The sequence below is a fragment of the Streptomyces sp. NPDC127108 genome, from assembly GCF_042677545.1.
GTDB lineage: Bacteria > Actinomycetota > Actinomycetes > Streptomycetales > Streptomycetaceae > Streptomyces.
The window spans coordinates 108,882-121,941 of record NZ_JBHXTE010000003.1; the positions used below are offsets into that span (position 1 = coordinate 108,882).

Here is a 13,060-nt window from a genome sequence, read left to right on the forward strand (position 1 = left end):
GCGGGGGTGGCATTGACCGGGGGTGCGCCCATACTCGGGGGATGACCTCGCGCACAGCTCCGGACACCGCCGCGTTCGACGCCGTCGTGCTCGCCGGTGGGCGGGCCGCGCGGCTCGGCGGCGCGGACAAGCCCGGCGTCCGGGTCGGCGGCAGGGCGCTGCTCGACCGGGTGCTCGCGGCCTGCGCCGGGGCCGGGACCACCGTCGTCGTCGCGGCGCCGCGGCCCACCGGACGGCCCGTGGTGTGGACCCGCGAGGAGCCCGAGGGCGGCGGTCCGCTCGCCGCCCTGGACGCGGGGCTGCGCCGCACGAGCGCCGAGCTGGTCGTGGTGCTCTCCGCCGACCTGCCGTTCCTGCGGCAGGAGACGGTACGCCGACTCGTCGCCGCCCTCGCCGCGGCCGACGGCGCGGACGGCGTGCTGCTCACCGACCCCGAGGGCCGGGACCAGCCACTCGTCGCGGCCTACCGGAGTGGGGCGTTGCGGAGGGGGCTGGCGGGGCTGGCGGGGCTGAGGGGGTCGAGGGAGCCCGCTGGTTCTGCGGGACTTGCTGGTGTGGCTGGTGTGGCAGGTGCTGCTGGGGCGACGGAGACCACCCGTGCCGTAGGGCCCACCAACGTTGTTGGCGCCACGGAGGCCACGGAGGCCACGGAGGCCACGGAGGCCACGGAGGCCACGGAGGCCACGGAGGCCACGGAGGCCACGGAGGCCACGGAGGCCACGGACGCTTCAGCGGTCATGGAGGCCACGGCCCCCCAGGTGAGCCGTGGCGCGCCCTCGCCGGGCGGGGCCGCGAACCGGGGCGGGCTCACCGGGCTGCCCCTGCGGCGGCTCACCGCGGGCCTCACTCTGGTCCGGATCACCGACCCGCTCGCCGCGTTCGACTGCGACACCTGGGACGACATCGCCACCGCCCGCGCGCGGATCAGGGAGCATGGGCACGTGTTGGATGAATGGATTTCCGCAGTCAAGGACGAACTGGGCATCGAACTCGACGTCGACACCGGCATCCTGCTCGACCTCGCCCGCGACGCGGCGCACGGCGTGGCGCGGCCCGCGGCGCCCCTGACCACGTTCCTCGTCGGTTACGCGGCCGCGCTGGCCACAGCGGGCGGGGGCGGCCCGGAGGCCGTGGCGGAGGCCGCGCGCAAGGCGGCCGCGCTCGCCGTCCGGTGGGCGGACGAGGACCAGCCGGACGAGCCCGGCGGCACGACGGCGTCCGGGGCGGATGGCGCGGGCGGCGCGGGTGCGTCGACGGCCTCCGGCACACAGCCCGCTTCCGGGGCGCCGACGTCCTCCGGCAAGCAGGGCCCCTCCGGTGGCAAGCAGGCCCCCTCCGGTGAGCAGGACCCTTCCGGCGCACAGCCGCCCCCCGCGGTTCCGGGCGCGCCCTCCGGCACGGAGCCGGACCCCCGATGAGCGGGCAGCACGCGGCCGACGCCGAGTTCGACGAGGCCCTCGCCCTGGTGAATGAGGACCGGGCCAGGACCGGGGCGGGCGCCGCGAGGCCGACCCACCAGGATCACGTGGGACACCAGGATCACGCGGGCCACGCGGGCCACCAAGGCCATGCGGCCCACCCGGATGCCCCGGACGGCACCGAACCCGCCGACGTACCCGCCCCCGACTCCCGTACACCGGGAACCCGGCGCAGCGGCCCCGGCGCACAAGCCGACCCGCCCGACGACAGGTCCGACACCCCGGCCGACTCGGTCACCCCGGCCGACCCGCTCACCCCCGCCGACCCGCTCACCCCGCCCGGCGGCTGGCCCCCCGCCCCCGCCGGCCGACCCACCACCACCGGGGCTTGGCCCGACGTCTCCGGCCCTCCTCCCCATCAGCCCGGAGCCCGCGCCAACACTCCCCGCGCCCGCGCCAGCGCCCCCGGCGACCGCCGCACCGGCTCGGGAGACCAACCCACAGCCCCCGGCGACCGACCCGCAGCCCCGGGCGCCCAGCCCACCCCGGGCAACCAGGCCCCCACGCCCGAGCCCCGCCCCACCACCCCCACCACGCAGGCATTCACCTCCGCCAACACCCCTTCCCAGCAAGCCTCCGCCGCCCCCGTGCCCCGCACCCGCGCCACCTCCTGGCCGGAAGCCCGTGCCACCGCACGCCGCGCCGGAACCTCGGCGGCCAGCTCGGCCAGCTCGGCCAGCTCGGCCAGCTCGGCCAGCTCGGCCAGCTCGGCCAGCTCGGCCAGCTCGGCCACCCCGGCACCCCCACCCACCGGCCCGTCGGCCGACCCCACCCCGACCACCACTCCCGCAGGTACCCCACCAGGCGCCACCCCCCTCACCAGCCCTGCCGCAACCCCGCTCCCCGCGCCCCTCCCCCTCCCCCTGACCCTCGGCCGCACCCTCTCCACCCCCCTCACCGCCCTCACCGACCTCCCCTCCTTCGACACCTCCGCGATGGACGGGTGGGCCGTGGCGGGGCCGGGGCCCTGGGGAGTGCTGGCCGAGGGGATCCTCGCGGGGCAGGGCAGTCCGGAGCCGTTGGGGGACGGCGAGGCCGTGCGGATCGCGACCGGGGCCCGGATCCCGCGTGACACGACCGCCGTGATCCGCAGCGAGCACGGGTACGTCGACGGCAAGGGACGGCTGCACGCGCAGCGGGAGGTCGTACCGGGGCAGGACATCCGGCCGCGCGGCCAGGAGTGCCGTGCGGGTGAGCGGCTGCTGCCGTCCGGCACGCTGGTGACGCCGGCCGTGCTCGGCCTCGCCGCCGCCGCCGGATACGACGCGCTGTACGTCGCCGCCCGTCCCCGGGCCGAAGTCCTCGTCCTGGGGGACGAGTTGCTGACCAAGGGGCTTCCCCAGGACGGCCTCATCCGGGACGCGCTCGGGCCGATGCTGCCGCCGTGGCTGCGCTCGCTCGGTGCGGAGGTGACCGCGGTGCGGCGGCTCGGGGACGACGCGGAGGCGCTGTACGAAGCCCTCGCCACCTCCACGGCCGATGTCCTCGTGACGACCGGAGGCACCGCGTCCGGGCCCGTCGACCACGTCCACCCCACGCTGCGCCGCCTCGGCGCCGAACTGCTCGTCGACGGGGTCGCCGTCCGCCCCGGGCACCCCATGCTGCTCGCCCGCCTCCCCGGAGCGGACGGGGCGCGGGGAGCCGATGGCGCGGGCCGAGCTCACGGAGCGGGCGTACGCCACCTCGTGGGACTCCCCGGCAACCCCCTCGCCGCCGTCTCCGGCCTCCTCACCCTGGCCGAACCCCTGCTGCGCGGGCTCGCGAGCCGTCCCGCCCCGGAGCCGTACGCCGCGCCCCTGCGGGAGGACGTGCACGGTCATCCGCACGACACCCGGCTCGTCCCGGTCACGCTGCGCGGGGAGTACGCGGTGCCGCTGCGCTACAACGGCCCCGCGATGCTGCGGGGCATCGCCGTCGCCGACGGGCTCGCGGTGGTTCCGCCGGGCGGCGCGCGCCGGGGACAGGAGTTGGAGATCCTTGATCTGCCCTGGACCGAACCGGGCTGCCTGCCCGGCGAGTTGGGCACTGGTGGCCCCGACGACGAGGTGTGTTTCACGTGAAACTTCCCGGCCATGACGCCATCGCGCGCCAAGCCGACGAACATCTGGTGACGCATCGGGTCAAACTGCCCAAGCGTGTGGTCGAGCGTCCGCTGGTCCAGGTCGGCAAGCGGCTGCTGATGGCGCTGTGCGTGCTGGCGCTGACGATTCTGATCGTGTGGATCGATCGTGAGGGCTACCACGACAACGCGAACAACGAGGTCGACCTGCTCGATGCCTCGTACTACGCCACCGTGACGCTCTCCACCACCGGATACGGCGACATCGTGCCGCACAGCGACAGCGCGCGGCTCACCAATATCGTGCTGATCACGCCGCTGCGCGTGCTCTTCCTGATCATCCTGGTCGGCACGACCCTGGAAGTCCTCACCGAACGCACCCGCGAGGAATGGCGGCTGTCCCGCTGGAGGTCCAACTTGCGTGACCACACCGTCGTCGTCGGTTTCGGCACCAAAGGCCGGTCGGCGGTGCAGACGCTGCAGGCGACCGGGCTGAAGCCCGAACAGATCGTGATCGTCGACCCGAGCTCGAAGGTCGTCGACGCGGCCACGGCGGAGGGATTCGCCGGGGTCGTCGGCGACGCGACCCGCAGCGACGTCCTGCTCCGCGCCGAACTGCAACGGGCCCGGCAGGTCATCATCGCCACCCAGCGCGACGACACGGCGGTCCTCGTCACGCTCACCGCGCGGCAGCTCAACCGCGGGGCGAAGATCGTGACGGCGGTGCGGGAGGAGGAGAACGCGCCGCTGCTGCGCCAGTCCGGCGCCGACGCCGTCATCACCAGCGCCAGCGCGGCGGGCCGACTGCTCGGCCTCTCGGTGCTCAGCCCCAGCGCGGGGCTTGTCATGGAGGACCTGATCCAGCAGGGCAGCGGGCTCGACCTCGTCGAACGGCCGGTGATAAAGGCCGAGGTGGGGCGGGGCGTGCGGGAGACGGACGACCTGGTCGTGAGTGTCGTACGCGGTCATCGTGTCCTTGGTTACGACGATCCGGCGATCGGCGAGCTGCAGTTGACGGACCGTCTGATCACCATCGTGCGGGCGTCGCCCAGCGCGACGGCCACGCCGCCCGCGGCCGCGACGGAGGCATGGCGCTCGCCCCGGCAGGCCTGAGCACGGGCTGAGCACGGGCTGAGCACGGGCTGAGCGTCGGCCCGCCCCGGAGTAGCCTCGCCCGCATGTATGCGATCACGATCCCCGAACCCGGCGGACCCGAGGCGCTTCAGTGGGCCGAGGTCCCCGATCCCGTACCCGGCGAGGGCGAAGTCCTCATCGAGGTGGCCGCCAGTGCCGTGAACCGCGCCGACCTGCTGCAACGGCAGGGGTTCTACGATCCGCCGCCCGGCTCGTCCCCGTACCCCGGCCTTGAGTGCTCGGGCCGGATCGCCGCGCTCGGGCCCGGCGTCGCGGGCTGGTCGGTCGGCGACGAGGTGTGCGCGCTGCTCGCGGGCGGCGGGTACGCGGAGCGGGTCGCCGTGCCCGCCGGGCAGGTCCTGCCCGTGCCGGACGGCGTCGACCTCGTCACGGCGGCCGCGCTGCCGGAGGTCACCTCGACGGTCTGGTCGAACGTCTTCATGGTGGCCCACCTGCGCCCCGGCGAGACGCTCCTCGCGCACGGCGGCGCGAGCGGCATCGGCACCATGGCGATCCAGCTCGCGAAGGCCGTCGGCGCCAAGGTGGCGGTGACGGCGGGCGGCAAGGAGAAGCTGGCGTACTGCGGTGAGCTGGGCGCCGACGTGCTCATCGACTACCGCGAGCAGGACTTCGTCGAGGAGGTCCGGGCCGCCACGGACGGTGCCGGGGCGGACGTGATCCTGGACATCATGGGCGCCAAGTACCTGGACCGGAACGTGCGCGCCCTCGCCGTCAACGGCCGCCTCGCCATCATCGGCATGCAGGGCGGCGTGAAGGCCGAGCTGAACATCGCCGCACTGCTCGGCAAGCGCGGCGCCATCACCGCGACCTCGCTGCGCGGCCGCCCCGTCGCCGAGAAGACGGCGATCGTCGCAGCCGTACGTGAGCACGTCTGGCCCCTCATCGGCGCGGGCCAGGTCCGCCCGGTCGTGGACCGCACCCTCCCGATGCGGGACGCCGCGGCGGCGCATCGGGTGCTTGAGGAGAGTGGGCACATCGGCAAGGTGCTTCTCACCCGGGAGGGGGCGGGGGCGGTCTGAGGGGGCTGGTGCCTCCTCGGCCGACGGCTTCAGGAGGCTGGCGCCTCCCCGGCCGACGGTTTGAGGTGGTTGGTGGTGTCCTGGCCGACGGGTTGGGGGCGTCCCGGGGGACGGTTTGAGGGTTGGTGTGTCCTGGCCGAGGGCTTGGGGGGGGCGCCCCGGCCGGCGGCCTGAGGGCTGGCGGCGTCCCGCCCGGTGCGGGGCCGCCTCCGCTTCGGGCCGCCCGCCTTCGTTTCGGGCCACCTACCTTCGCCCCGGGCCACCCGCTCCCGGCCCCGGCCCGCCCCCCCGTCCCGGCCCCAGTGCCCAGCCCCCGAGGGCCGGAGCCCCCCTCCCCACAGGGCGGGCCCACCCGAGATGCCGGATGCCGCCCCTCATGTGACGCTGGCCGTACGCCCATTGATCCCGCCCGCGGCGCGGGACCGGGCGTTCTGCGATCTCGGCGAAGACCCAGCACCGGGAGGGGGCCAGCGCGGTGACTTCACGGCTGCGGGGCGCGCTGCGCGCGGCGGGACCACCGGTGCTGCTCGCGCTGCTGCTCCCCGCCGGATTCGGTACGCCGACGGCGTACGCGGCACCGACCGTTCCCGCCGCCCTCACGGCCCCCGCGCCCCCCACCCCCACCACCCCATCCCCCACCGCCTCCGCCCCCTACTACGGCACCGGCTCCCTCGCCGGGAGTCGGGCCGGTGAAGGGCGGCTGCGGCCCGGGCGGGCGGACCCCGTGGCCGTGCCCGACCCCGTCGTCTGGCGGCCGCTGCCGCCCCCGCCCCGCGAGGTCCGCCGGCCCGAGCGTTCCCGGGTGCCCGCCGTCGAGCCCGGCACGGCCGACGCACCCCGGGAGCGGGCGGCCGAAGGGCCGGCGTTCCCCGGCCTGCGCGTGCTGCCGCTCGGCGGCGGGATGGTCCTGATCGGCCTGGGACTCGGCTTCCTCGGACTGCGCCTGCGCCGTGGCTGAGCCAGGCGTACCGAGGGCGGATCCACCCGGGCGCGGCCCGGCGGCCACCCCTCACCCGACCGGCGCAGTCCCGCCCCGCGTGAGCCCCGCCGAGCACCGGTGGACAAGACGTACGCCCCCGTACACGGTGGATCACCGTCCGATGGGGGCACCACGGATATGTGGAGAACAGGTGCGAGAGAATGGCGGCATGGAGATGCCGAGGAACGAACGGTCGCCGGAGAACCCCCAGGTCCTGGTCGTGGGCCAGGACGGAATGGCTCTCGGTGGCGGAGACGACGAGTCCCGCGAGGTCCCGGTGACGGACATGGTCGAGCAGCCCGCGAAGGTCATGCGCATCGGCAGCATGATCAAGCAGCTTCTGGAAGAGGTGCGCGCGGCGCCTCTGGACGAGGCGAGCCGAGTGCGGCTCAAGGAGATCCACGCCAGCTCGGTGAAGGAGCTGGAGGACGGCCTGGCGCCCGAGCTCGTCGAGGAGTTGGAGCGGCTCTCGCTGCCGTTCACGGACGAGACGACGCCGAGCGACGCGGAACTGCGGATCGCGCAGGCCCAGTTGGTGGGCTGGCTCGAAGGCCTCTTCCACGGGATCCAGACGACGCTGTTCGCCCAGCAGATGGCCGCGCGGGCCCAGTTGGAGCAGATGCGCCGGGCGCTGCCGCCGGGTGTGGGCGGCGGCGAGGACGGCGAGGACGGCGGCATCGCGGGCCGCAGCGGGGGCCCCTACCTCTAGACCTCCAGACCTCAAGACCTCGTGGCGCGAAGGGGCCCGGCACACAGAACGTGTGCCGGGCCCCTTGTGCATGCGTGCCGCTGCTCATGCGTGCCGCGCGGGCTCAGCCCCACGTCGTACCGGCAGGCTCCTTGATCGTCGTGTTGATGCGGTTGAACAGGTTCGTCACGCCGATGACGAGGATCAGGGCGGACAGCTCCCGCTCGTCGAAGTGGTCGGCGACCTCGTCCCACAGCGCGTCCGGCACCGACTCGGTGGAGCGGTCGGCGAGACGGGTGACGCTCTCGGTCAGGGCGAGGGCGGCGCGCTCGGCGTCGGTGAAGAAGGGGGCGTCGCGCCAGGCGGCCACGGCGGCGATCCGCTCCGTGCTGGTCCCGGCCTTGACGAGGTTCTCGTTGTGACCGTGGACGCAGGCGCCGCAGCCGTTGATCTGGCTGGCCCGCAGGCCCACGATCTCCTGGAGCTCCTGGGGGAGGCCGCCTTCGCTGATGGCCTTGAAGAGGGTGCCGATGCCCTTGATGCCGTCGGGGAGGACGAAAGCCGGGTTCTTCATACGTGCCTGCATGATCGTGTCCTTTGCGTTCAGATGCGTGCTGAGCGGGCGTTTCGTGACGGTGGCTGGGCCCGGCCGGTACCTCGCCGCCTTGCTTTCACTTCACTGACGGAGGGCGCGGGGCGAATGTGACCGGTGCGGGGAAAAAGTTCTCGCGGGCGCTTCGCGTCAGCTCCCGGCCACCGCGATCGCGACCAGCGCGAGCGCCGAGCCCGCGAACACGACCACGTGCCGGACGTTCTGCAGGACCGTCACCCAGCCGGGGAACGCGCCCTCGGCGGCCTTCAGGAACGCGGCCACGTCGATGCGGGCGAGCACCGGGTCGCCCTTGCGCCGGAAGGCGGTCTCGACGGAGCGGGTCGCGGTCAGGTTGCTGTGCAGGATCAGGGCGTTCATGACGATGACGAGGGACTGGAAGACCCAGGTCAGCGGGTGGGACCAGGAGTGGTCCGCGAGGCCCAGCCCGGCCAGGGTGGCCATCACCGCGGCGACCGCGAGCGGGGCGAGGGTCTCGTGGCCGCCCGCGTCGAAGCGCAGCCCGTTGGCCTCCAGGACCCCGGCGGGCACGCCCTGGCGGTCCAGCTCGCGGTCGGCGGCGGCCTTCGCGGCGGCGCCGAAGCGGTGGCGCACCAGCGGGATGCTGAGGAAGGCGGCGGCGACGAGCAGCTGGCAGACGGCGGCGACGGTGTTCATGGCAGGCATGGGGTCTCCTTGCGGGACGTGTGGGTGGGGGACAGGCCCCGCGGCGAGGACTTGAACTAAGTACAAGAAGACCGTAGGGCACGACTTGAACTATGTGCAAGAGATTCTTGCACATAGTTCAAGAGGGCTGCTCCTGAACTTTGTGCGAGAAGGAGTGCGGGGCCTAAGGTCGGTCCATGCCGCGCAACACGCTGACCAAGGACCAGATCATCAGGACGGCCGTCGAGCTGCTCGACGACGAGGGCCTGGAAGGCCTGAACATGCGCAGCCTCGGCAAGCGCCTCGACTCGGCGGCGACCGCGGTGTACTGGCACGTCAAGAACAAGGACGATCTCGTCCAGCTCGTCGGCGACGAGGTGTGGGACGAGATCGAACTGGCCGACCCGGAGGCCGTCGGCTGGCGCTCGGCGATCATGTCGATGGCCGTCGGGCTCCGCGAGATGTGCGTCCGCCACCCGTGGCTGGTGCAGGCCTTCGGCTCGTACTTGTTCTACGGCCCCGCGAAGGCCCGGTACGACGACCACTGCCTGGCCGTCTACGAGGGCGCGGGCTTCACGCCGCCGGAGGCGGACCGGGCCGCGGCCGGAGTCTTCACCTTCGTCCTCGGCAACGTCCTCGGCACCGCCGCCACCGCCTCCCTCACCCGCCGTCTGAGCCGCGACGACGGCGACCCGGACCAGCGCCTCGCGGACTTCATGGCGAAGGCCCGCGAGGTGGCCGAGGCCTACCCCCGCCTGCGCAGCCGCCTGGAATCCCCCTCAGCCGAATTCGGCGCGGCCCCCGATGACACCTTCACCCACGGCCTGCACACCCTCCTCGACGGCTACGAGCACCAACTCACCGCCCGCCGGGCCTCCTGAGACGCCTGACACGAGGGGCCCGGTACGCGATGCGCGTACCGGGCCCCGTGCGTATCCCAGGCAGAAGCCGTCGTCAGGCCGGATTGCCCGTCGAGATGTCGAACTGGATGTCCACGTTCTTCGGGTCGATGTCCTCGCCCGCCTTGGGCACGGTCCGCATGACCGTGTCCTCGCCGTACGTGTTCTCGTCGACCTCGTTCTTGTCGTAGTGCCAGCCGGCCGCCTGCAGGCAGCTCAGCACCGAACGCCAGTCCTTGAAGGCGAACTCCGGCATCTTGATCTTGTCCGGGTCGTTGTACGCAGTCTCCGGCTCCGTGCACACGGTCTTCTCGACCGTCTTGGTGCGGTCCGGGCCGCGGTGGCCCGCCACCGGCTTCTTGGTCTCCTTGCCGTCGCCGCCGTCGTCGCCCCCGCCGTTCATGCTGACCGCCGCGATGACGCCGCCGATGGCGAGCAGGGCGACGACGATCGCGCCGATGATCACCGGCATGTTGCGCTTGCCGCCGCCGGAGCCGCCGCTGGGCGACGGGGTGGTGGTCGCGGGCTGCGGGGAGAGGTTGTAGGGGGGCGGGGTCTGGGCGGCCTGGGGGGCGTAGGCGTTGGTGGGGGCCGGGGTCTGGTAGCCCTGCTGGGGGTAGCCGTAGCCCGGGGTGGGGGTCGGGGCGGGGGTCGCGGGGCCGTAGGGGCCCGGCTGGTACGGCGTCTGGACGCCGCCCGCGGCCGGGGCGGCCGTGTCGACCGGCGGGAACACCGCGGAGCCGACGCCCGCGCCGCTCGCGGTCTGGGCGCCCGGCACGATGCTGGGGGCCGCGACCTGGAAGGACTGGGCGACGCGCAGGCACTCGTCGCGCATCGCCTCGGCGGTCGGGAAGCGCTCGTTCGGGTTCTTCTTCAGCGCACGGGCGACGATCGCGTCGATCGCGGGCGGAAGGGAACGGTTGATCGAGGAGGGAGCGACCGGCTCCTCCTGGACGTGTGCGTACGCGATGGCCAGCGGGGAGTCCGCCTCGAACGGGAGGCGTCCGGTCACCAGCTGGAAGAGCATGATGCCGACGGAGTAGAGGTCGGAGCGGGCGTCGACGCCGCGGCCGAGGGCCTGCTCCGGGGAGAGGTACTGCGGGGTGCCGACGACCATGCCGGTCTGGGTCATCGACGTGACGCCGGACTGCATGGCGCGGGCGATGCCGAAGTCCATGACCTTGACGACGTTGCGCTTGGTCATCATCACGTTGCCGGGCTTGATGTCGCGGTGGACCAGGCCCATCTCGTGGCTGATCTCCAGGGCCGCGAGCACATCGGCGGTGATCTTCAGGGCCTGGTCGCTGGGCATCGCGCCGTGCTGGCGGACGGCCGCGTCCAGGACCGAGCCGAGCGGCTTGCCCTCGACGTACTCCATGACGATGTACGGCATCGTCGCGCCGCCAAGATCGTCCTCGCCGGTGTCGAAGACCGACACGATGTTGGTGTGCGTGAGCTTGGCCACGGACTGCGCCTCGCGGCGGAAGCGCTCCCGGAAGGACTGTTCGCGCCCCAGCTCCGTGTGGAGTGTCTTGATCGCGACCTGCCGGTCGAGCACCGTGTCGTACGCGAGGTGGACCGAGGCCATGCCGCCCTCGCCGAGCAGATCGCGCAGCTGATAGCGGCCACCGGCCAGTGAACTGCCCGCGTACCGGCCCTGAGCGCCGTCCTGGCTCATGTCGTGCGTCCCCCATCGGCGCGGGCGCGAGACGGCGCCGCTGCTGTGACTGTGGCTATGGGTGCGATCGACGACGTCTTTACGACCGTGATCGATCCGCTATTCCTGGCCAAGTCTGCCCGAGGGCCCCGACACGTCAAGCTCGGTGCCCGTTCCGTGACCGTACGCGCAAGAAGAGTCTCGGAAGCGTTACAAGTTTGCCCCTCGGGGCGCCCGGCGGGTTTGATGGCCGGTCCAGCCCGGACCGGCGGGCCCCGCGAAGGCTGTAGCGTGGCACGGCGGAGTACCCCGTACCGCTCTATCACGTATCCGGTACACGCTCCTCACACGACGGACCACGATCAGAAACGACGGCGAGGACTGATGGCACAGACGCAGCGCGCTCAGGGCCCGTCCGACCCCGAGGCGTCTGGCGGCGGAATGTCGGATGTACCCGAGATGTGGGGCAATGGCGGGCTTGTCGGGGACGGCCGGTACCGGCTCACCCGCAGGCTCGGCCGCGGTGGCATGGCCGAGGTGTTCGCCGCCGAGGACGTCCGTCTCGGTCGTACGGTCGCGGTCAAGCTGCTCCGCTCGGACCTCGCCGAGGACCCGGTGTCCAAGGCCCGCTTCACGCGCGAGGCCCAGTCGGTGGCCGGCCTGAACCACCACGCGGTCGTCGGGGTCTACGACTCCGGCGAGGACAACATCAACGGCAACTCCGTGCCGTACATCGTGATGGAGCTGGTCGAGGGCCGCACCATCCGCGATCTGCTGATCAACGCGGAGGCGCCGGGCCCCGAGCAGGCCCTGATCATCGTCTCCGGTGTCCTCGAGGCGCTCGCGTACTCCCACCAGCACGGCATCGTGCACCGCGACATCAAGCCCGCGAACGTCAGCATCACCCACACCGGTTCCGTGAAGGTGATGGACTTCGGCATCGCGCGCGCCCTGCACGGGGCGCAGTCGACGATGACGCAGACCGGCATGGTCATGGGCACGCCCCAGTACCTCTCGCCCGAGCAGGCGCTCGGCAAGGCCGTCGACCACCGCAGCGACCTGTACGCGACCGGCTGCCTGCTCTACGAACTGCTCGCGCTGCGGCCGCCGTTCACCGGTGAGACGCCGCTGTCCGTGGTCTACCAGCACGTCCAGGACGCTCCCGTGCCGCCCTCGGAGGTCTCCGACGCGGCGCCGCCGGAGCTCGACGGGCTCGTCATGCGCTCCCTCGCCAAGGACCCGGACGACCGGTTCCAGACCGCCGAGGAGATGCGCGGTCTCGTCCAGTACGGCCTGCAGATGCTCGCCGAGCAGGGCAGCCACACCGGGACCTGGAACACCGGGCCCGTCGAGATGGCCGGGATGCACGAGGGCGGTCACACCCCCGCGATGGGCGTCGCCGGTACGGCCGCCATGCCGCACCCCGGTGACTCCGGCACCCAGCAGATCCCCGGGCCGATGCTGCGCCCGCCGGGCGGCGACGACGGCGGCTTCGACGGCGGTCACCGTGACGGCGGCAGGGGCCGTGGGCGCGGCAAGGTGTGGATCCTCGCCGTGCTCGCCGTCATCGCGATCGTCGCGGGCGTCGCCTTCGCGCTGTCCGCCGCGGACGACAAGGGCGGCAAGAAGGACAAGACTCCGACGACTCCCTCGACCAAGCAGTCGCAGGAGAAGTCGCCGAGCAAGAGCAAGGACGAGGAGACGCCCGACGAGGCGACTCAGCCCGGCGGGGACGGCAGTGGGGGGCAGACCGGGGACTGGACCCGGCCGCCCACGCAGGACACTCAGCAGCCCACGAAGCCGACCGATCCGCCGACGGACCCGACGGACCCGCCGACCGACCCGACGGACCCGCCCACGGACCCGACGGA

The 13,060-nt window shown here is 73.1% G+C and carries 11 protein-coding genes; 8 read left to right on the forward strand and 3 right to left on the reverse strand.

Annotation, left to right across the window (positions count from 1 at the left end; all coding sequences use genetic code 11):
- Positions 1-41 precede the first annotated feature (41 nt).
- From ACFVHO_RS03590 to ACFVHO_RS03615, 6 genes are all read left to right on the forward strand, one after another.
- Positions 42-1,418, forward strand: a complete 1,377-nt coding sequence (locus tag ACFVHO_RS03590; protein WP_385709605.1) for an NTP transferase domain-containing protein — start codon at positions 42-44, stop codon at positions 1,416-1,418.
- A gap of 647 nt (positions 1,419-2,065) precedes the next feature.
- Positions 2,066-3,538: a molybdopterin molybdotransferase MoeA gene (locus ACFVHO_RS03595; protein WP_385710079.1), complete on the forward strand. Its 1,473-nt coding sequence runs from the start codon at positions 2,066-2,068 to the stop codon at positions 3,536-3,538.
- On the forward strand, positions 3,535-4,650 hold the full coding sequence (locus ACFVHO_RS03600) for a potassium channel family protein (protein ID WP_385709607.1): 1,116 nt from the start codon (positions 3,535-3,537) through the stop codon (positions 4,648-4,650). Before ACFVHO_RS03595 ends, ACFVHO_RS03600 begins: the two co-directional genes overlap by 4 nt.
- Before the next feature lie 65 nt (positions 4,651-4,715).
- Positions 4,716-5,711, forward strand: a complete 996-nt coding sequence (locus tag ACFVHO_RS03605) for an NAD(P)H-quinone oxidoreductase (RefSeq protein ID WP_385709608.1) — start codon at positions 4,716-4,718, stop codon at positions 5,709-5,711.
- Between the two features lie 475 nt (positions 5,712-6,186).
- Entirely contained in the window at positions 6,187-6,669 is a 483-nt protein-coding gene (locus ACFVHO_RS03610; RefSeq protein WP_385709610.1) for a hypothetical protein, read from the forward strand.
- 190 nt (positions 6,670-6,859) lie between these two features.
- Positions 6,860-7,399: a bacterial proteasome activator family protein gene (locus tag ACFVHO_RS03615; protein ID WP_380842918.1), complete on the forward strand. Its 540-nt coding sequence runs from the start codon at positions 6,860-6,862 to the stop codon at positions 7,397-7,399.
- A gap of 103 nt (positions 7,400-7,502) precedes the next feature.
- Here ACFVHO_RS03615 and ACFVHO_RS03620 read toward each other — a convergent pair whose 3' ends face one another.
- The gene (locus tag ACFVHO_RS03620) at positions 7,503-7,964 is read right to left on the reverse strand and encodes a carboxymuconolactone decarboxylase family protein (protein WP_385709613.1); all 462 of its coding nucleotides are present in this window, start codon (positions 7,962-7,964) and stop codon (positions 7,503-7,505) included.
- 156 nt (positions 7,965-8,120) lie between these two features.
- Positions 8,121-8,654 (reverse strand): hypothetical protein, encoded by a 534-nt coding sequence (locus ACFVHO_RS03625; protein WP_385709615.1) that lies wholly within the window; start codon positions 8,652-8,654, stop codon positions 8,121-8,123.
- A 176-nt stretch (positions 8,655-8,830) separates the two neighbouring features.
- Here ACFVHO_RS03625 and ACFVHO_RS03630 point away from each other — a divergent pair, with 176 nt between their 5' ends.
- Entirely contained in the window at positions 8,831-9,514 is a 684-nt protein-coding gene (locus ACFVHO_RS03630; protein ID WP_385709617.1) for a TetR/AcrR family transcriptional regulator C-terminal domain-containing protein, read from the forward strand.
- 73 nt (positions 9,515-9,587) lie between these two features.
- Here ACFVHO_RS03630 and ACFVHO_RS03635 read toward each other — a convergent pair whose 3' ends face one another.
- Positions 9,588-11,210 carry a protein kinase gene (locus ACFVHO_RS03635; protein ID WP_385709620.1) on the reverse strand — a complete coding sequence of 541 codons (1,623 nt, stop codon included), beginning with the start codon at positions 11,208-11,210 and terminating at the stop codon, positions 9,588-9,590.
- A gap of 363 nt (positions 11,211-11,573) precedes the next feature.
- Here ACFVHO_RS03635 and ACFVHO_RS03640 point away from each other — a divergent pair.
- The coding region (locus ACFVHO_RS03640) for a protein kinase (protein ID WP_385709623.1) at positions 11,574-13,060 on the forward strand (1,487 nt) is incomplete at its 3' end.